This window comes from Variovorax sp. 278MFTsu5.1, from assembly GCF_048305045.1.
Classification (GTDB): domain Bacteria; phylum Pseudomonadota; class Gammaproteobacteria; order Burkholderiales; family Burkholderiaceae_C; genus Variovorax; species Variovorax guangxiensis.
On sequence record NZ_CP157622.1, the window covers coordinates 3995098 to 4013417 of the forward strand.

Annotated in this window: 13 protein-coding genes and 1 riboswitch; of the genes, 9 read left to right on the forward strand and 4 right to left on the reverse strand. The window is 67.8% G+C overall.

Annotated elements, in window-relative coordinates; all coding sequences use genetic code 11:
• Positions 1 to 60 precede the first annotated feature (60 nt).
• The 6 genes from ABL844_RS18600 to ABL844_RS18625 all read left to right on the forward strand — a co-directional run bounded on the left by ABL844_RS18600 (position 61) and on the right by ABL844_RS18625 (position 4201).
• Positions 61 to 651 (forward strand): tetratricopeptide repeat protein, encoded by a 591-nt coding sequence (locus ABL844_RS18600; RefSeq protein ID WP_126023859.1) that lies wholly within the window; start codon positions 61 to 63, stop codon positions 649 to 651.
• 76 nt (positions 652 to 727) lie between these two features.
• Positions 728 to 1321: a peptidylprolyl isomerase gene (locus ABL844_RS18605; protein WP_126023858.1), complete on the forward strand. Its 594-nt coding sequence runs from the start codon at positions 728 to 730 to the stop codon at positions 1319 to 1321.
• Between the two features lie 50 nt (positions 1322 to 1371).
• On the forward strand, positions 1372 to 1884 hold the full coding sequence (locus tag ABL844_RS18610) for a peptidylprolyl isomerase (RefSeq protein ID WP_184637337.1): 513 nt from the start codon (positions 1372 to 1374) through the stop codon (positions 1882 to 1884).
• Between the two features lie 40 nt (positions 1885 to 1924).
• Complete coding sequence (locus ABL844_RS18615; RefSeq protein WP_418128449.1) at positions 1925 to 2701, forward strand: UDP-2,3-diacylglucosamine diphosphatase; 777 nt, start codon at positions 1925 to 1927, stop codon at positions 2699 to 2701.
• 17 nt (positions 2702 to 2718) lie between these two features.
• Positions 2719 to 3510, forward strand: a complete 792-nt coding sequence (locus ABL844_RS18620; protein WP_184637333.1) for a zinc-dependent peptidase — start codon at positions 2719 to 2721, stop codon at positions 3508 to 3510.
• 94 nt (positions 3511 to 3604) lie between these two features.
• On the forward strand, positions 3605 to 4201 hold the full coding sequence (locus ABL844_RS18625) for a hypothetical protein (RefSeq protein WP_418128450.1): 597 nt from the start codon (positions 3605 to 3607) through the stop codon (positions 4199 to 4201).
• Between the two features lie 88 nt (positions 4202 to 4289).
• Here the strand turns inward: ABL844_RS18625 and ABL844_RS18630 are convergent, their stop codons facing one another.
• Positions 4290 to 7145 carry a DUF349 domain-containing protein gene (locus tag ABL844_RS18630; protein ID WP_418128451.1) on the reverse strand — a complete coding sequence of 952 codons (2856 nt, stop codon included), beginning with the start codon at positions 7143 to 7145 and terminating at the stop codon, positions 4290 to 4292.
• A gap of 223 nt (positions 7146 to 7368) precedes the next feature.
• On the reverse strand, positions 7369 to 11196 hold the full coding sequence (locus tag ABL844_RS18635) for a DUF748 domain-containing protein (RefSeq protein WP_418121312.1): 3828 nt from the start codon (positions 11194 to 11196) through the stop codon (positions 7369 to 7371).
• Positions 11197 to 11866: 670 nt separating this feature from the next.
• On the opposite strand from ABL844_RS18635, the gene ABL844_RS18640 reads away from it, so the two are divergent.
• The 3 genes from ABL844_RS18640 to nrdR all read left to right on the forward strand — a co-directional run bounded on the left by ABL844_RS18640 (position 11867) and on the right by nrdR (position 14640).
• Complete coding sequence (locus ABL844_RS18640) at positions 11867 to 12703, forward strand: lytic transglycosylase domain-containing protein (RefSeq protein WP_126023851.1); 837 nt, start codon at positions 11867 to 11869, stop codon at positions 12701 to 12703.
• Between the two features lie 41 nt (positions 12704 to 12744).
• Positions 12745 to 12868, forward strand: a riboswitch (ZMP/ZTP riboswitch).
• A gap of 41 nt (positions 12869 to 12909) precedes the next feature.
• A complete protein-coding gene (glyA, locus tag ABL844_RS18645; protein ID WP_126023850.1) occupies positions 12910 to 14154 on the forward strand; it encodes a serine hydroxymethyltransferase in 1245 nt (414 codons plus the stop codon).
• Between the two features lie 42 nt (positions 14155 to 14196).
• Positions 14197 to 14640 (forward strand): transcriptional regulator NrdR, encoded by a 444-nt coding sequence (gene nrdR, locus ABL844_RS18650; protein WP_007836918.1) that lies wholly within the window; start codon positions 14197 to 14199, stop codon positions 14638 to 14640.
• Between the two features lie 30 nt (positions 14641 to 14670).
• On the opposite strand, the gene ABL844_RS18655 is transcribed toward nrdR, so the two are convergent.
• A complete protein-coding gene (locus tag ABL844_RS18655) occupies positions 14671 to 15132 on the reverse strand; it encodes a type IV pilin protein (protein ID WP_418128452.1) in 462 nt (153 codons plus the stop codon).
• 10 nt (positions 15133 to 15142) lie between these two features.
• On the reverse strand, positions 15143 to 18307 hold the full coding sequence (locus ABL844_RS18660) for a PilC/PilY family type IV pilus protein (protein ID WP_418128453.1): 3165 nt from the start codon (positions 18305 to 18307) through the stop codon (positions 15143 to 15145).
• Positions 18308 to 18320 lie beyond the last annotated feature (13 nt).

Sequence of the window (18320 nt, forward strand, 5' to 3'; positions counted from 1 at the left end):
TCCCCAAGCCCGCGCCCCCGAGTTCGTTCCCCGCATCTCCCCAAAATCCGTCGAGGCTTCATGAAGCACTCCGCTTTCTCCAGACTCTCCATTGCCTTCGCACTGCTGTTCAGCCTCTGGGGCTCCGCGGCGCATGCGAACGAATACGACGACGTGAACGCGCTGCTGCGCCAGGGCAAGTCGAACGAGGCGCTCGCCAAGGCCGACACCTACATCGCCGGCAAGCCACGCGACCCGCAGATGCGCTTCCTGCGCGGCGTGATCCTCACCGAGCAGAACAAGCAGGCCGAGGCCATCATCGCCTTCACCCAGCTCACGCAGGACTTTCCCGAGCTCTCCGAGCCCTACAACAACCTCGCCGCGCTCTACGCGTCGCAAAGCAAGTTCGACCAGGCGCGCGCCGCGCTCGAACAGGCCATCAAGCTCAACCCGAACTACGCCACGGCGCACGAGAACCTCGGTGACGTGTACGCCCGCCTGGCGGCGCAGGAATACGTGCGCGCCCAGCAGTTCGCCAGCACCAACCCCAGCGTCGCGCCCAAGCTCGCGCTGATCCGCCAGATCTTCACCTCGAAGACCGAAGCCGAGGCGGCCGCCCTGCCCGCCGCACCTGTGGTCATCCGCAAGCCGGTCGGCCGCGCCAGCAAATAATCTGTCGCCGCTGTCGCGGCACCGCCATGGTGTCGACGGCGCGGCACCGTTCCTCCATCCGCACACGGAGCCTCATTTGACGATCAATTCCTTCTCCCGTTTCAGCCGCCGCGGCGCCCTCGTTCTGGCCGCCGCATTCGCGTTCGCCGCCGGCGCCCATGCACAAGCGGCCACGCCGCGCGTCAAGCTCGCCACCTCGGCGGGCGACATCGTGGTCGAGCTCGACGAGGCAAAGGCACCCAAGACGGTCGAGAACTTCCTGCAGTACGTCAAGGACAAGCACTACGACGGCACGGTGTTCCACCGCGTGATCGACGGCTTCATGATCCAGGGCGGCGGCTTCACGGCCGACCTGCAGCAAAAGCCCACGCGCGCGCCCATTCCGCTGGAAGCGAGCAACGGCCTGAAGAACGACAAGTACACGATCGCCATGGCCCGCACCGGCAACCCCAATTCGGCGACCTCGCAGTTCTTCATCAACGTGAAGAACAACGACTCGCTCAACGCGCCCAACCCCGACGGCTACGGCTACACCGTGTTCGGCAAGGTCGTCGCCGGCACCGACGTGGTCGACAAGATCCGCGCGGTGGCCACCGGCAACAAGAACGGCATGCAGAACGTGCCGCTCGAGGCCGTCACCATCAAGTCCGCCACCGTCGTGGCGAAGTAATCGGATCGGTTTTCGAATCGGTTTTTCCCTTCCCAAGCAGGAGCCCAATCATGAGCAATCCCCAAGTCGAACTGCACATCAAGAACCTCGGCGTGATCACGCTCGAACTCGACGCCGCCAAGGCGCCGAAGTCGGTCGAGAACTTCGTCGCGTACGTGAAGAAGGGCCACTACGACAACACGGTGTTCCACCGCGTGATCCCCGGCTTCATGGTGCAAGGCGGGGGCTTCGAACCCGGCATGAAGCAAAAGCCCACCGACGCCGAGATCCAGAACGAAGCCAACAACGGCCTGAAGAACGACACCTACACCGTGGCCATGGCCCGCACCAGCGCGCCCCACTCGGCCACCGCCCAGTTCTTCATCAACGTGGCCGACAACGGCTTCCTGAACCACACCGCTCCCTCGGCCCAGGGCTGGGGCTATGCAGTGTTCGGCAAGGTCATCGCCGGCACCGAAGTGGTCGACAAGATCAAGGCCGTGAAGACCGGTCGCAAGGGCTTCCATGACGACGTTCCGCTCGAGGACGTCGTGATCGAAAAGGCCGTCGTCACCGCGGAATGACCCGCAACCGGCGCAACGCACTCGCGGCAGCGACAGCAGCATGAGCACGGCGGCGAGCCCAGCCTTCCCGGAGCTGGTGGCGCCGCCCGCGTGGCGCACGGTCGACCTCATCTCCGACCTGCACCTGCAGGCCGGCGAACCCGCCACCTTCGAGACCTGGCAGGGCTATCTGCAGACCACGCCGGCGGACGCGCTCATCATCCTGGGCGACCTGTTCGAGGTGTGGGTGGGCGACGATTCCGCCACACAGCCAGGCTTCGAGGCCCAGTGCGCCGAACTCCTGCGCCGCACCGCGCAGCGCATGCCCGTGTTCTTCATGCACGGCAACCGCGACTTCCTCGTCGGCCCCGCGTTCGCCGCGCAATGCGGGCTCACGTTGCTCGACGACCCGACCGTGCTGGTGCTGCACGGCCAGCGCTGGCTGCTGAGCCACGGCGACATCCTTTGCCTCGAGGACACCGAGTACCTGAAATTCCGCGCGCAGGTGCGCACGCCCGAATGGCAGGCCGCGTTCCTCGCCCGGCCGCTTGAAGAGCGCCGCGCGCTCGCGCGCTCCATGCGCGTGCAGAGCGAAGACCGCAAGCGCAATCCGTCGATGGTCTGGGCAGATGTCGATACGCCGGCCGCGCGCGACTGGCTGCGGCAGGCCAACGCCCACGCGCTGGTGCACGGCCACACGCACCGCCCGGCCGACCACGACCTGGGCAGCGGCCTGCGCCGCATCGTGCTGAGCGACTGGGATGCCGCCGCGCACCCGCCGCGCGCGCAGTTGCTGTGCCTCTCGGCTGCCGGCGCGCAGCGCGTCGACCTGCGCTAGCCGCGCCGCCGCCAGCAATGTTCAAGTGGCTGCGCCGCCTGCGCGCCCTGCCCCCGATCCCCGAAGCCGCGTGGCAGGCCACGCTCCGGCGCTACGCCTTCCTCGGCGCGCTGCCCGAAGCCGACCGGCAGCGGCTGCGCTCGCTCACCGCCGGGTTCCTGCGCGACAAGGAATTCCACGGCGCCAAGGGCTTCACCATCACCAACGAAGTGGCGCTGGCCATCGCGGCACAGGCCGTGCTGCCGGTGCTGCACCTCAAGGGCGGGCTGAACTGGTACGACGATTTCGTCGGCATCGTCGTGCACCGCTCCGAGGTAGTGGCGCGGCGCAAGGTGATCGACGAAGCGCAGGTAGTGCACGAGTACGGCGAAGTCGTGGCCGGCGAGGCCATGGAGCGCGGCCCCGTCATGCTGAGCTGGGACGACGTGCTGGCCAGCAGCATCACCAGCGAGCGCGGCTACAACGTGGTGATCCACGAGTTCGCCCACAAGATCGACATGCGCAGCGGCGACGCCAACGGCTGCCCGCCCCTGCCGCCGGGCTTCGCCGGCCAGCGCAGTTCGCGCGCGGCCCGTGAGGCGTGGCTGGCCGTCCTGCAGCCCGCGTACGACCACTTCCGCGAGCAGACCATCAAGGCCGAGCGCTTCGGCACTGAAGCGCCGTGGCTCGATGCCTACGGCGCCACTTCGATCAGCGAGTTCTTCGCGGTGGCCTGCGAGGCCTACTTCGTGAACCGCCCGAACTTCGCGCGCGACTTCCCCGGAGTGCTCGCGATCTTCGATGAATTCTTTCTGCCTAAAAGGCCCTGAACGTACGTCCAGCCTCAGTTGTCAGCTATCTATTTGACAGCAATTCAACCCTTAACATCGACGGGTTATCAACTCGTCCAAAAAGGCACACAACATGAGGGATTGGTTCTATCAGCTCACGGGCAAGGCGTGGATCGCGCTGGTGTTCGGCATCGGCATCCTGGGCTGGGCAGCGTATGCACAGTTCAAGGCCAGCGCGGACACGCACGGCACCGCCGTCGAAGACCTGGTCGCGAAGAGCAGCACGATCGTCAGCGGCAGCGAAGTCACCGAAACAACCAAGCGCCGCCGCGGCGGCAGCAGCACGCGCCGCTACTTCGTGCTCGACGCCAGGCTGTCCGACGGCAACACCGAGAAGTGGCGCGTCGATTACGCAGTCGGCCGCAGCAAGCTGGAGCCGCTGATCGACGAAGCCGTCGAAGTGCGCGTCGATCCCTCGGACAACAACCTGGTCTACGAAGTGAAGCTCAAGGGCAAGCCCGTGGTGTCGCTGGCCGACGTTCAGAAGATCATGGAGGTCAAGGACAAGGCCGCGGCATCGAGCGCCACCGACAAGGGCACGCTGATCGTCGGCGCCCTCGCCCTGCTGCTGGGCATCGGCGGGCTGCTGATCCGCCGCAAGATCCGCGACGGCTATCTGGCCGAGCAGGCTGCGGCAGTGCAGACACCAGCCATCGGCGAGAAGGTCTGAACCCGGCTGCAAGGCTCTTGCGCAACTGCACCAAAGAAGAAGGCGCCCCGCGGGGCGCCTTTTTCGTGGCCGGAAAGCCGCTTGCTCCCTACTTGCGCAGCAGCGCCTTCAGCGCGTTCTGCAGGCGCCGTGCGCTGGCGGCGTCGTGCGCCGCGGCGAGCACCTTGCCGGCATCCTGGCCCCAGGTCTGGGCTGGCGCCGGGTCGCCGCGCTTCGTCAGCAGCTTGAGCTGCAGGGCACGGCGCGCTTCGAGTTGCTCGGCGGGCGTCGGCACTTCGGCGGCCATTTCGAGGCGCAGCAGCGCTTCGGCGGCGTCGTTCGCGGCAGCCGAGGGCGCGGAGCCGATGGCTTGCGACCAGCCGCTGCGCACTGCCGGCGTGACCGCGCGGCCCAGCTCCTGGATGCTCGGCAGACGGCTGGCGTCGCGCTGCTCCCAGGCGCCCAGCACCTGCGTCAGGGCTTCGCCGTGCGCCTGCGCGGCAAGCTTGCGCAGCGCCATGTCGGCGCGCTCGAGTGCCTCGCGTTGCGCGCGGAAGGCTGCATCGCCCAGGCGCGGTCCGCGATCTTCGCGCGGCGGGCGGTCGCCGAAACGGCCGCCGGGCGCGCCACGGTCGCCACCACGAGGGGCTCCACGGTCACCGCGATCGCCACGATCACCACCAGGACGCCCCGGCCCCCCGGCACCGGGGCGGCCGCCGTCGCGACGGTCGCCGAAGCGGCCGCCGGCACCGCCGCGCGCGGCAGGTGCCGGCTCGGCCTTCTTGCTGCTCGGGCGGTCGTCGCCGCGCATCGCCACGACGGGCTTGGGCGCGGCCTTCGGCGCTGCGGCCGGCGCTTCGACGGCTGCGGCTTCGCCGGCGTCGTGCGCCGCGCCATCGGTGCGGGCCGAAGCGTCGGCGCCGTCGGCGGGTGCAACGAGGTCGGCCGAAGCCGCAGGAGCTGCGGCCTCGGCGGGCGTGCCGGGCGATGCTTCCGCGTCGCTCGGGCTCGGCGCCTGTTCGGCGCTTTCGCTGAATTCGGCGGCCGCCTGCCCCGGCGCCACGATTTCAGTCGCGCCGACCGACGGACCGTCGGCCTTGGGCGCGGGCGGCGGCGCCTCGCCACGCAGCGCGCCTTCGAGGCGAGCGATGGCGGCGCGGATCTTCTGCGCATCGCCGCCGGCATTGGCCGCGTCGAGCGCCTTGGACGCCTCCAGCACGTTGCGGTCGTGCTCGTTCATCGCAGCCGAGGCCTTTTCACGCTCGGCGGTCTTGCGGTTGAAGGCTTCGTCGATAGGGGCACGGAAGGCGTCCCACAGCTTCTGCTCCTGGCGGCGGTCGAGCGGCACGGTCTGCGCCTCAGCCTGCCAGCGCTGCTGCAGCGCCTTGACGGCGTCGATGCGCAGCACCGGCTGCGCGCCGAGTTCGGTCGCCTCGGCGATCATGGCCTGGCGGCGTTCGATGCTGGCCTTCTGCGCGGTCTCGAACGGTGCACGGGCGGCGCCGAAGGCTTCGTTCCACAGCGGCTGGAGTTCGGCAAACACCTTCTCGCCCACGTGGCCGGCATCGCGCCAGCGGTCGGCGAACTGGTGCAGCGCGCGGTTGTGTGCCTTCAGGTCGGTGGCGCCGGCGTGCTGGGCCGCCCAGGCCTTGACCTCCTCGATCAGCGCGACGCGCAGCGCGCGGTGCTCGGCCGCATCGGCGCGGACCTTCTCGAGCCAGGCCTCGACCACCTTGTGGGCTTCGTTGCAGGCTTCGTCGAAGCGCTTCCACAGCGCGTGGTTCGGCACGCCGCCCTGGTCGGCCTGCTTCCACTGGTCGCGCAGCGAGCGCAGCGTTTCCTGCATCTTGCGGCCGCCGAGGGCCTGGCCTTCAGGGCGCTTGAGCAGGCCCTCGGCCTTGGCGACCAGGTCTTCGCGCACCTTGTCGGCGCTCCAGCGCTGCCAGCCTTCGAGTTCGCCGGCGGCGACCAGCGCGGCATGCACGCGGGCTTCGAGCGGTGCGTCGACCAGCTTGCCGTGCTCCTTGAGCACGGCGCGCAGCGCGGCGGCCGCGCCGGCGCTGGCCTTGCCGTGGCCTTCGGCAGTTTCCTGCTCGAGCTTGGCGAGCGCGGCCTGCACGGCTTCCTGGGCGGCGGCGCGCACGGCCGGGTCGACCTTGGGCGCAGCCGGACGAGCGGGAGCAGCGGGCTTGGGCGCCACGACTTCACCGCGCGCGGCGCGCAGCTCGTCGGCCCACACGGGCACTGGCGGCAGCGGCGCGGCGGCATCCGCGGCGGCGGCAACGGCCTGGGCCAGCGCGCTGTGGAAGGCGTCGGACACCACCAGCAGTTGCGACCTGGACGATTCGAGCTGCGGCGCGAACTTGGCGTCGAGGCTGTTCCAGTTGGCATCGGCCACGATCTCGGCGGCCTGCTGCTGCCAGTGCGTGACGTCGGCGCGCAGCGATTCCTCGGCGACCTGGGCGTCCTGCCAGCCCTTGGTGGACAGCACCTCGAAGCGCTGCGCCAGCAGCACTGCGGCTTCGCGATGCACCTGTGCACGGTGCTGCAGGTCTTCGATGCCCTTGACGCGCTCCGACAGCTTGAGCTTCAGGCCGGCCAGCGGCTCGCGCGACAGCGGAGCCCCGGCCTTGGCGGCATCGCGCTGCCAGGCGAGCGCGTCGGCGATGTTGAGCTTGGACTGGGCGAGCAGCGCTTGCGCCTTCTGGGCCCATTCGGCGGCGATCGCCTCCTGGCCCTTGGCGCGCTTGAGCTCGTCGAGCTTTTCGCGCAGCAGGCGCGCGGCGCCCTTGTCACGCCCGCTCAGCTCCTTGAAGACTTCCTGCATCTGCTCGGGCGCGGGGTTGCCCGCGAGCCAGTCGCGGATGCGCGCGGCGCGCTCGCCGGAGGTCGGCGCGGTGAAGGCGCCGCCGGTCAGCGTGTCGAGGGCCTGAATGTCGTGTGGCTTGGAAGGAGTAGAGGTCACTGCGCGAAATCGTTGTCTTGGTAGAGAAAGCGAAGGCGCCGGCAAAGGCCGGCGCACGTCGACATTTTCACCCACTTGCGGCCGGCCACTGAATTCCGTCGTGAAACGGAGGTGCTCGGCGGGGTCGTGGGCGGGGAAGCTGGCGGACTACATATATAGCAAGCCTTGGGAAAAAACCAAGTCGGCGCAACGGATCGGGCCGCCGCGCCGTGCCTGTTCAGCCCTACTTCATGGTCAGGCTGAGCTCGGCGCCCGGCTTCCAGTCGCTGCCGCTGGCGCTGGTGCGCACCGCGCCCAGGAAGAGCCGCTCGCTCGGCAGCTTCTTCGCAAGCAGGTAGTCGCGCACCGCCGCGCCGCGCTCCACGGCGAGCTGGCGCATCGACTCCTCGTCGACGGGCACGCTGGCGAACAGCAGCTTTTCCATGTCCTGCAGCGGCAGGTCCTTCGCCAGGCCGACGATGTTGCGCGGCTTCGTGATGTCGGCGCGCTTGTACACGGCGGTCAGCAGCTCGGGGTATTCGGCGTCGGTGACGGGCGGCACGTCGGTGCCGGTCTGGCCGCCGCGCACCGCGACGCGGCGCTTCTCCGCATAGGCAAGCTGGCGCACCCGCTGGCGCTGGTAGGCATCGCGCTCCTTCTCGAGGCTGGAGGTGCCCACCACCGTCATCTGCAGCGTGGGCCGGTCGGTCAGCGCCTTGGCGACCTTGTCCAGGCTTTCCCTGGCGGAGGCGCTCAATTCGGAACTGCCGGGTTCGAAGGTGATGGCGCTCGATTCGCCGCTGCCGCCGCCCAGGCCGCCCGTGAGCAGGCTGAACGGCGCCGTCACCGCCTTCACGACCAGGTTGACCACGGCCTTCCAGATCAGCGGGCCGACGCTGAACTGCGGGTCGTTGAGCGAGCCGCTGAGCGGCAGGTCGACGTCGATCACGCCGTTGCGGTCGGCCAGCAGCGCCACGGCGAGCTTCACCGGCAGGCTGTTGGTGGACCCCGCCACCTCGTCGCCGAACTGCAGCTGGTTGAGCACCAGCTTGTTGGTGGCCGTGAGCTGGCCGTCCGGCGCGACCTTGTAGTTGACGTCCATGCTCATCTTGCCGCGCTCGATGCCGTGGCCGGCGTAGCGCACCGAGTATGGCGACAGCGGCGCCAGGTCGAGGTCGCGCATCCTGGCGGTGATGTCGAGTTCGAGCGGCTTGGCCAGCGGGTTGAGCTTGCCGGTGATTTCCAGCGCCGCGGTCTGCTGCGCCTTGCCGCGCAGCTCGAGGTCGGCGAGCGCGGGCCGGCCGCTCTCGCCCTTGGGCGGGTTCGACGAGAACGAGCTGAGCTTGCCAGTCAGCTCGCTCAGGTCGGCCGAGTAGTTGGGCTTGACGAACAGGTCGGTGAAGTCGATCTTTCCGTTGACCAGGCTCATCGGGCCGAAGTTGATGACCGGCGCCGGCCCCGAATCGGCTGGGGCCGCCGGCGCGGCAGCGGTTGCCGCCGCCGCCGGCTTGGCGGGTTCGGGAGCCGCGCCGACCATTTCCTCGGCCGACATCGGCCTGCCGCCGGCGGCCTTCGGCGCCGAGGCCTTGGCTGCCGTGGTGGTGGTCGTGCCGCCCGGGCCCTTGCGGGTGCTGGCCTCGCCAGCTGCCGCGGCGGCAGCGGCCGCTTCGGCCTCGCCCTTCTTGGTCAGGCTCAGCAGGTTCAGCCGGCCGGTGGGGTCGACGATCACGCGGGCAAAGAAGTCGGTCAGCGTGGTTTCGCGCACGTCCACGTTCGGCGGGGCGTTGGGCGCGAGGCTGACCTGCAGGCCGCGCAGGCTCAGCGTCTTCCAGCTCAGCAGCTGGTTGTTGTTGCGGTCGAAGCCGGGCGACTGGGTCAGCGAGACGCTGTTGGCGCGGAAGTCGTCCAGCGCGGTGTCGCCGGCCAGCTTGACGCTCATGCCCGCCGGCGACGTCGCGTAGCGCACCGTGCCGCGATAGCTCGCGAAGGCGCGGCGGATGTCGACATTGAGGGAATCGGCGTAATAGGCCTTGAAGGCGTGCGCGGGGAAGGACGCGATCTCCACCCTGCCCTCGGCCGCCAGCGGCTTGAGCACGATGTTGCCCTTGTAGTCGAAGCGGCCGGGGTCGGAACGCCCGGAGCCGATGCGGCCCGAAACCTCCAGCGGCGAAGTCGTATTGGTTTCGGGCGCGAGCTTCTGGGCGTGCAGCTTGAAGGCCGTGACCTCGACCGTCACCGGCGTTGCGCCTGCCTTGTCTGAATAAGAGAGCGCGCCGTTGTCGACCGCCAGCGTGCCGACGGTCAGCGCCCAGGGCTTGGTGTTGGCACCGGGCTGCGGCGTTTGGGCGGCCGCGGGCTTGGGTGCGGCGACCTTGGCTTCGGCCTCTTTCGTGCTGCCACTGGCGGGCGTCTTGAGCCAGCGCTCGAACATCCAGCGCTTCTCGCTGTCACGCTCCACGCGGATCTTGGGGTTGGTCGCGGTGAACGAAGCCACGTTCAGCGTGTGCTTCGTCATGTCGGCCTCGGCGTCGACCAGCTCGAAGCGCCCGACACTGGCCAGCGCGGTCTTGCCCTGGGTCAGCGCCAGGCCGTCGGCAGCAACGCGGCGCGCCTTGAACTTCAGGTCGGGCTGGGCCCAGGCGATGTCGATCTGGCCGCTGAGCTTGCCGTCGAGCGTGGGCTCGAGGCTCTGTGCCAGATAGGGGGCGGCCAGCGACAGCGGCAGCGCGTCGACCTCGGTCTGCACGTCGGCCACCTTGTCGGTGGCGCTGCCCTTGAACTTGAGCGAGGCGCCGGCGACGGCAGTGCTGCCGCTGAACTCGGCCGGCTTCTCCATCGGCCAGGTGACGCCCGCGACGTCGATGCCGAGGTCGGTCAGGTCGACGGCCGCGGCGGGGTTGACGGTTTCGTCGCGCCAGCCGATGCGACCGCCGTTCAGGGCCACCTTGTCCACCTGCACCTTCAGCGCCGGCTTCGGCGCGGGCTTGCCTGCCGCCGGCGCGCTAGCCGCCGCGGCGGGCGGCGGGGCGACCTTCTCCGCCGCACCGGTCGCCGGGTCGGTCGCGAGCAGGTTGAGCCTGCCGGCCGCGTCGCGGGCCACGGCGAGCTGAGGGTTGGCCAGGGCCACCTCGCTCAGATGGAACACCGACTCCAGCGGACGCACGTCGGCCAGCCCCAGCTTGAGCGACTCGAAGGCCAGCAGGTCGCGCCCGCGCGCGTCGGCGACCTTGGTGGTGTGGGCCTCGACCGTGCCGGTGATCTTCAGCCCGGTAGTGGCGGCCTGCTCGAAGCCGATCTTCAGGTCGGCGTCCAGGCTGCCCGCCTGCAGCTTCACCGGCAGGCCGCCCGGGATGTAGCCGAGGTACGGCACCAGGTCGAGCCCCTTGAACTGCACGTGGGCGTCGGTCTTGCGGCTGTCGGCGAAGGGCGTGGTGAAGGCGGCCGAGTCGAACTTGCTGCCGTTGAGCGCGAAGGCGAGCTTGGGCTCGGTGTTGATGTCGCGCTTGGAGTCGAGGTTGCTCAGGAAAGGCACCTTGAGCACGAAGTCGCGCAGCTCGTGCTTGCGCTTGACGGTCTGGTCGTCGAAGTCGACCGAGCCGCCATTGATCGCGATGTTGTAGATGGCGAAGCGCGCGGGCTTGGCGTTCGGGTCGGGCGGCGGGCCGGCCGCGAGCCTGGCCAGGATGTCGTCGATGTCGTACTTGCCGTCGGCCAGGTGGGTGAGCAGGATGGCCGGGCCGTCGATGGTGACGGCGTCGATCACCGGCGCGAGGCGGAAGATCGACTGCAACTCGGCGTCGGCATAGATGCGGTTGACCGCCACCTGCGGCTTGCTGCCATCGGCGGTGGCAATGCGCAGGTCGTCCAGGGTGAGTTCGAGGGTCCAGGGCTTGAAGTCGATCTTGCCGACGGTGACCTGGCGGCCGAGCTTCTCGCTCGCGATCTTCTGGAGCTGGCTCTTCGCGATCGGCGGCACTGCCAGCCAGGCGATGACCCAGATGGCCAGCAACGAAAGCAACGCGACGATCCCACGCCGCACCCATTTGTTCTGTTTGATCGAAGCTACGTCCATCGCTGGAGTGTGCCGCAAACATGCGCCGACGCTAGGTACGCAGAAAGGACGCAGGCCTCGTCCCGGAAGAATTACCGAAGAAAGGTCTTCATCGGCTCTCCCAGATGAAGAAAGCCCGGTGAGTCGACGGAATGTCTAGTCACCGGGCTTGATGGCGGGCCCAAAACCCATGCCATCGATTCGCGCGACGGGAAGTCAATGGTTCCCGCCGTGCTGGCAGCAAGAGATTGCCACCGTGGCTCCTCGACCGCCGAACCCTCGGACTTGCACCTCGGGTTTCCCGGGCCTCGGAAGAACGCCTGAAAAGCCAGGCCCGTCCAGATTAGGCGTCGCTCCCTCCGATTGCAAACGTGTTTTACAAAGGGATTTCCCCTAAGCCGAAACGCCTCGGTGAGAGCCATTTTTTAAACAACTATTAGCATAAAAAAACAAATACTTATACTTGACCGGGTATTTAGCCACGCTAGAATCCGCGCTGCCCTGACTGCCCGACGCAGAGGGGCCACCTGAATCCGCTGCCGAATTCCCCCGGCTTGATCAGGCCGCCGCGCTCCCAACCAACCCCACACTCCTTGCGCGGAGCCTGATTCGTACCAATCCAAGCGCCGCTGCCTTCATCCCTCGCCTTCGATGGCGTTGCGAATCGGGTGCCGCACAGAAAGGAAGAGCGATGAACAAGGCGTTTGATGTCACGGCCCGCGGGCTACGGACTTTCCTGTCCGATGTGGCAGACGGCTTTTTTGAAATCACCCACAACGGGTTTGCACTGGTCGGTCTGGCCATCGTGTTCGCGGCCCTCGCCCTGGTGGCACGGCCCGACCTGCGCAAGACCGGCGAAGAGGAACTGATGGGCTGGCTGCAGTCGCGCAAGCCCGCGCCCGAAGCCACCGACCTCGAGCCGACCGCCATCGAGCGCACCACGGCCGCGAGCCCCGCCGACCTGCCCAAGCAGCAGGCGGCCGTGGCCTACTGGCTGAGCAAGAAGTACCGCGTGGCCGCCGAGCCGCTGAGCGTGCTGGTGGCCGAGGCCTACGGCATCGGCAAGCGCACGAAGATCGACCCGACCCTGATCCTCGCGATCATGGCCGTCGAATCCAGCTTCAATCCCTTCGCCCAAAGCCAGGTCGGTGCCCAGGGCCTGATGCAAGTCATGACCCGCGTGCACGGCGACAAGTATGAAAGCGCGGGCGGCACGCTCACCGCGTTCGACCCGGTCACCAACATGCGCGTCGGCGTGAAGGTGCTGCAGGAATGCATCGCCCGCGCCGGCTCCCTGGAAGGCGGCCTGCGCTACTACGTGGGCGCGGCCAACCTCGAGGACGACGGCGGCTACGCCGCCAAGGTGATGGCCGAGCACGAGCGCCTGCTGCAGGTCGCCAACGGCCGCGCGCCGTCGACGATCACGCCGACCGTGCGTCCGCAGCCGATCCCGGTGGCGGCGCCTCCCGCCAAGCGCGAGGAAGGCAGCGAGCCGGCGAAGGTGGCCCTGCTCTCCTCCGTTTCCTGAAGGAGTTTTCGCCGCGCGGGTACAGCCTCCTGAGCTACACTCGCCCGGTACGCGACTGGCGATAGGCGCAGCACTCTGCAAGGTGCCCCGCGCTGACGTGGAATACCACTGGGAAGCGTACCGCCTGGTCACACAGGCGTTCAGCCGTTCGCCTGGGCAGCCCTTGTTTGGTTGAAGAACAAGGACCTCGTCTTCAAAGGACTGCCATGTACCAACGCAATATCCTGGTCGAACAGACCGACCCCGAAATCTGGGCCGCGATTCAAGCCGAGAACGCACGCCAGGAACACCACATCGAGCTGATCGCCAGCGAGAACTACGCCTCCCCGGCCGTCATGGCCGCACAGGGCTCGCAGCTCACCAATAAATACGCCGAAGGCTACCCGGGCAAGCGCTACTACGGCGGTTGCGAGCACGTCGACGTGGCCGAGCAGCTGGCCATCGACCGCGTCAAGCAGATCTTCGGCGCCGACGCCGCCAATGTGCAGCCGCACTGCGGCGCCTCGGCCAACGAAGCCGTGATGCTAGCCTTCCTGAAGCCCGGCGACACCATCATGGGCATGAGCCTGGCCGAAGGCGGCCACCTGACCCACGGCATGCCGCTGAACATGAGCGGCAAGTGGTTCAACGTCGTGAGCTACGGCCTGAACGACAAGGAAGAGATCGACTACGACGCGATGGAGCGCAAGGCGCATGAGCACATGCCCAAGCTGATCATCGCGGGCGCCTCGGCCTACTCGCTGCGCATCGATTTCGAGCGCTTCGCCAAGGTGGCCAAGGACGTCGGCGCGATCTTCATGGTCGACATCGCCCACTACGCCGGCCTCGTGGCCGCGGGCGTGTACCCCAACCCGGTGCCGCACGCGGACATCGTCACCTCCACTACCCACAAGAGCCTGCGCGGCCCGCGCGGCGGCATCATCCTGATGAAGTCGCAGCACGAGAAGGCCATCAACAGCGCGATCTTCCCGGGCCTCCAAGGCGGCCCGCTGATGCACGTGATCGCCGCCAAGGCCGTCGCGTTCAAGGAAGCCATGTCGCCCGAGTTCAAGGCCTACCAGCAGCAGGTGGTCAAGAACGCCCAGATCGTGGCCGAGACCCTCACCCAGCGCGGCCTGCGCATCGTGAGCGGACGCACCGAAAGCCACGTGATGCTGGTCGACCTGCGCGCCAAGGGCATCACCGGCAAGGAAGCCGAAGCCGTGCTGGGCAGCGCCCACATGACGATCAACAAGAACGCGATCCCCAACGACCCGGAAAAGCCGATGGTCACCAGCGGCGTGCGCATCGGCACCCCCGCCATGACCACCCGCGGCTTCAAGGACGAAGAGGCCCGCATCACCGCCAACCTGGTTGCCGACGTGCTCGAGAACCCGCGCGACGCGGCGAACATCGAAGCCGTGCGCGCCAAGGTTCACGCCCTGACCAGCCGGTTCCCGGTCTACCGCTGACCTGTTGTCGGCCCGTAGAAAGAAGAAAGAAGTCCTGGCCGCATGAAATGCCCGTTTTGCGGCCATCTTGAAACGCAGGTCGTCGAGACCCGCGTTTCGGAAGACGCCGACTTCGTCCGCAGGCGCCGCCAGTGCAGCGCCTGCGACAAGCGCTTCACCACCTACGAGCGGCCCGACGTCAACTTTCCCGTGGTCGTGAAGAAGGACGGCAGTCGCGCCGACTTCGACTCGACCAAGGTGCGCGCCTCCATGATGCTGGCGCTGCGCAAGCGCCCCGTGAGCATCGAGCAGATCGACAACGCGCTGCTGCGCATCGAGCAGAAGCTGCTGGCCAGCGGCCTGCGAGAGATCGACTCGACCAAGGTCGGCGAGCTCGTCATGCGCGAACTCAAGAAGCTCGACAAGGTCGCCTACGTTCGCTTCGCCTCGGTGTACCGCAGCTTCGAGGACGTGGACGAGTTCCGGCAGCTGCTGCGCGACATCTGATCGACGCTGCCGCCCTTGCCCGGCCGGCCCTCAGCGGGTCCAACAGAGCTGAACCAGCGAATCCGCGACGCTCGTGCGTCCTCCGGCAAGCTTGACTCCTTGATGGTTCACCGTGAGCGTGCCGCACTCGTCTGCGGCTGAAGCGCCCTGAGGTACGGCCTTCAGGGTGTAGCTGCTCTCGCTCCTGTCGACATAGCCGATGTCGTAGCTGGCCGAGCCGGACGACGGCGACTGCTTCAGCCCGGCCGGCAACGCAACGCTGGTGGGCGGATATCTGCCGTTGGCCGTCAGGTAGCGCTCGTTCCATTGCGCCGCCTGCAGCAGTTGCTGCTTCGCATCGGCACGCTTGGCCCGCAGCACATAACGCGTATAGCTGGGATATGCGATGGCGGCGAGGATACCGATCGCCGCCGTCACGATCATGAGTTCGATCAGCGTGAAGCCGCGCGAACGAGTTTGCCGGCTGGCTTGTGCTCCGGGATGGTTGTCCATGGCTTTCGTTTCAGTTGCTCGAGATCAGGCTGCGCCAGCCGAAGCGGCGCACGTTGTCCGGCCGGGTGACTGACTTGCAGTCGCCCGCGGCATTGCAGATCACCTCCGTGCCCTTCTGCCGGTTCTGCGGCTGCAGGACGAGGTCGCTTCGGCCGGAGCGGTTTCGGAACCCCGCGTAGGCGCCCACCGCGCCGGCCGTGGTGTACGAAATGCCCGCCGGCGCGGAGCCGCTGAAGAAGTCGATCAGCAGCGACCACCCGTCGTCGCCCGTTCCCGCCGTGCAGTCGACAGAGTTGCTGCTCGATCCGGGGATGGTTGTCGAGAACAGGCCGATGCCGCTGCCCAATGCTTGGCCGGGATAGACGACGCGCTCGCCCGCCGTCGGCAGCTTCAGATACCAGCCGCGCCGGGCCTGCGAACCGCCGAAGCTCACGCCGTTGCGGGAGACGGTGCGCAATTCGGTATCGCCTTCGTGGACGGGGGTATCCCCGATGGTCTGCGCCACCAGGTCGGTGGAGGCCGCGGTGCCGGAGCTCCCGTTGGCCGGGTCACGGATGCCGTAAAGGTATTGGTCCGCAGTGGAGCTTTCGTCGCCCGAGGCGAACAGCCGTCCGGTGCCGAACACCACCATGTAGCCTCCTCGAGGATGCCCGACCACGAGGGGCGCTGCCGTGATCGGCTGGCTGGCGCCTGCCGCGAACAACGGCTTGTCGTCGAGGCCGGAGGCAGACTCCGAACCGGCCGCGCGGCGCTTGTCGAAGGGCCCGATGGTGGCCGTCCACCGGCGGCTGTCGGTGCTGCTGAGGTCGAACTTCCAGAGATTGCCGAGCAGGTCGCCGGCGTAGACGAGATCGACCTTGCCGTCGCCGTCATGGTCCACCGGACGTGGCGCGGACAGCCCGTTGCCCGTGTCTTTCCCCTGCGTGGCCGGGGCGGGAATCTTGAGGATCTCCTTGTCGCCATCGAGATACTGGATCCACAGCACGGCTTTCTCGCTCTTGCTGTTGTAGCCGTTGCCCAGGATCAGGGCCTTTCGGTCGTTGCTCAACTGCGCGACCTGAAGTACCCGCCCCGAAAAGGAATCGAGCGCGGGCTGCTGGAACTGATGGCCCAGGTCGTCGTCCGCAAGCGCGGTCGTGTCGATCAGCGCGATGCTGGCGGCCTTGCGCTCGTCGACGTTCTCGGGCCTGGTGACGTCGAGCACGAAGTAGCCCTTGCCACCCGCGCCCAGCGTGCCGACCAGCAAGGACTTCCAGTTCGCCGCCTTCTGCTCGTCGGTCGTCCTGGCCGGGGATTTCGGCCCCATGTAGATGTCGGCGACGAAGGGACTGCCGTCGACGTAGTACCGATGGGTGTAGCCGGCTTCGCTGAGCCGATTGAGATTCGGCGCCGCCGCCGTGCCGTAGAGGCCTTCGGGCACGTAGGCGAACGCCTCCTTGCCGGTGCTCGCATTGAAGGCATGCAGCATGCCGTCGTTGGCGCCCACATAGACCATCGGCGCGCGGGGGATGGCCGCGAAGGCCGCATAGGCGTCGCCGGTGAAGCCGCTCTTCGGCTGTCCCGCGTACCAGACGCTGGAGCCCACGATGTCGCCAAGCACATGGCCGCGCTTGCGGAACTGGCGGCCGGTGCCCTCGTTGCTGCGATCGCCGCGCAGGAAGTCGAGCACGGCCCTGCCGAAGGCGGTGCTCTCGGCGCCGGTGTCGGTGCTGGCCTTGAGCGCGGCCTTCTGAGCGTCGCTCAAGTCGGCCCACCTGAAAGGCACGCCCGCGCCAGTGGTCGCCGCGCGGCCCGCCGACGCGGCGGTGGTGCCGGAGAAGCTGAGCACGACGCGATCCCGGTCGTGCGCGCCGGCGCTTGCCATTCGGGTATCGAGGAGGTCGCGCGCCGACCAGTCGGATTTGGCGACCAGCTTGCCGTCGGTGCCGAACTTCGTGGCGCCGAGGCTGCCGGACCAGTCGGCCGTGTCGTAGCCGGCCCGATAGACGGAGGTGCCTGTCGAGACCCTGGAAGCGCTTGCCGAGATGGATGTCAGCGGTTTGCTGGAGTTGACCAGAACCTGTCCGAGGATCGATCTGAATGCGCTGCTCAGGGCTTTGGCATTGGAGGCCGGCGTGAACGTGCCGCGGCTGTTCAGGGCGGCATGCCAGAGGTCCATTCGCGCATTGCCGTTGAACGGATCAAGCCATTGGATCGAGCCATCGACCACGCCGGCATAGTCTTCGCTGTAGGTAGGCTGCGAGGCCGTCGTCGAGATTTTCGGTCGAGACCACCAGGTGCCCGCGGCACCGAACCCGATGAAGTGGGTCGTCAGGTGCTGCCAGGTGGCCGGATCGTTCTTGGGGTTCCAGTACTCGGAGACCTTGGCGCGCCCCACTGTCACGTCGCCAGGCTCGGCGATGATCTTCTTCAGGTTGTTCGGCACGCCGGGTTGCAGGTCACGGGCCCAGTACTCGAAAGCCAAGTCGGCGAGCGTCGGGCGCTTCATCCTCCCGAAGTTGTCGGCATAGGGTGGGCGCGGCGCATAGAGGGTGCCGTCGGGGAGCGAGCGGTGCGTGCCATCTTCGTTGGCGACGATGGGCATGAAGCTCTCCAACCCCGAGGGCGGCCAGTAGTCGCCGTCGGTCATGAAAATGTGGAACGACCTGCGGCAACCCGAGTGCGAGGCTCCCGCCACGCCCGGATCATCCGAGAAGGGACTGTGCTGCCCCGTGGTCTGCATGTATTGGCCGGCACGGGTCATCATCTCGTGCAGAGGCGTGCCCCCCGTCGCCTGGATGGCATTGACCCAGGACATGAAGTTGGCGCGGTGCGTCCGGTCCAGCGAACGCATCAGGTTCGCGTTGACACGTCCGCCAATCTTGCAAGGGCGCGCCCCGCTCGCGAATGCAGCGCAGTTTCGGTCGGTGTGATCGTCGTTCAGCGCCTGCCAGGCGAGGCGGATGCGGTGATCGGGAATGCTGGCCTCGGAGAAGTTCTCCTTGAGCGCCGCCTGCAGGGCGGCCATGCCGCTGCCGTACATGCTTCCGGAGTTGTCGACGGAAACGATCACGTTCGGCGCCGGCTCCGCGACCGCGGAATTTCGCGGCACCTGCGCCAGCGGGTACTGCGCGGCGTGCACGACGGCCTGTGCCAGCACCAGGCCGGACACGACGGCGCGCCCCGGCAGCTTCATGATCCTCATCTTT

Excerpts from the sequence above, each read along its gene's own strand:
- ABL844_RS18635 (WP_418121312.1), bottom strand. The coding sequence starts at position 11,196 with ATGGACGTAGCTTCGATCAAACAGAACAAATGGGTGCGGCGTGGGATC.
- ABL844_RS18640 (WP_126023851.1), top strand. The coding sequence starts at position 11,867 with ATGAACAAGGCGTTTGATGTCACGGCCCGCGGGCTACGGACTTTCCTG.
- ABL844_RS18655 (WP_418128452.1), bottom strand. The coding sequence starts at position 15,132 with ATGGACAACCATCCCGGAGCACAAGCCAGCCGGCAAACTCGTTCGCGC.
- glyA (WP_126023850.1), top strand. The coding sequence starts at position 12,910 with ATGTACCAACGCAATATCCTGGTCGAACAGACCGACCCCGAAATCTGG.
- ABL844_RS18610 (WP_184637337.1), top strand. The coding sequence starts at position 1,372 with ATGAGCAATCCCCAAGTCGAACTGCACATCAAGAACCTCGGCGTGATC.
- ABL844_RS18625 (WP_418128450.1), top strand. The coding sequence starts at position 3,605 with ATGAGGGATTGGTTCTATCAGCTCACGGGCAAGGCGTGGATCGCGCTG.
- ABL844_RS18660 (WP_418128453.1), bottom strand. The coding sequence starts at position 18,307 with ATGAAGCTGCCGGGGCGCGCCGTCGTGTCCGGCCTGGTGCTGGCACAG.
- nrdR (WP_007836918.1), top strand. The coding sequence starts at position 14,197 with ATGAAATGCCCGTTTTGCGGCCATCTTGAAACGCAGGTCGTCGAGACC.
- ABL844_RS18600 (WP_126023859.1), top strand. The coding sequence starts at position 61 with ATGAAGCACTCCGCTTTCTCCAGACTCTCCATTGCCTTCGCACTGCTG.
- ABL844_RS18620 (WP_184637333.1), top strand. The coding sequence starts at position 2,719 with ATGTTCAAGTGGCTGCGCCGCCTGCGCGCCCTGCCCCCGATCCCCGAA.
- ABL844_RS18615 (WP_418128449.1), top strand. The coding sequence starts at position 1,925 with ATGAGCACGGCGGCGAGCCCAGCCTTCCCGGAGCTGGTGGCGCCGCCC.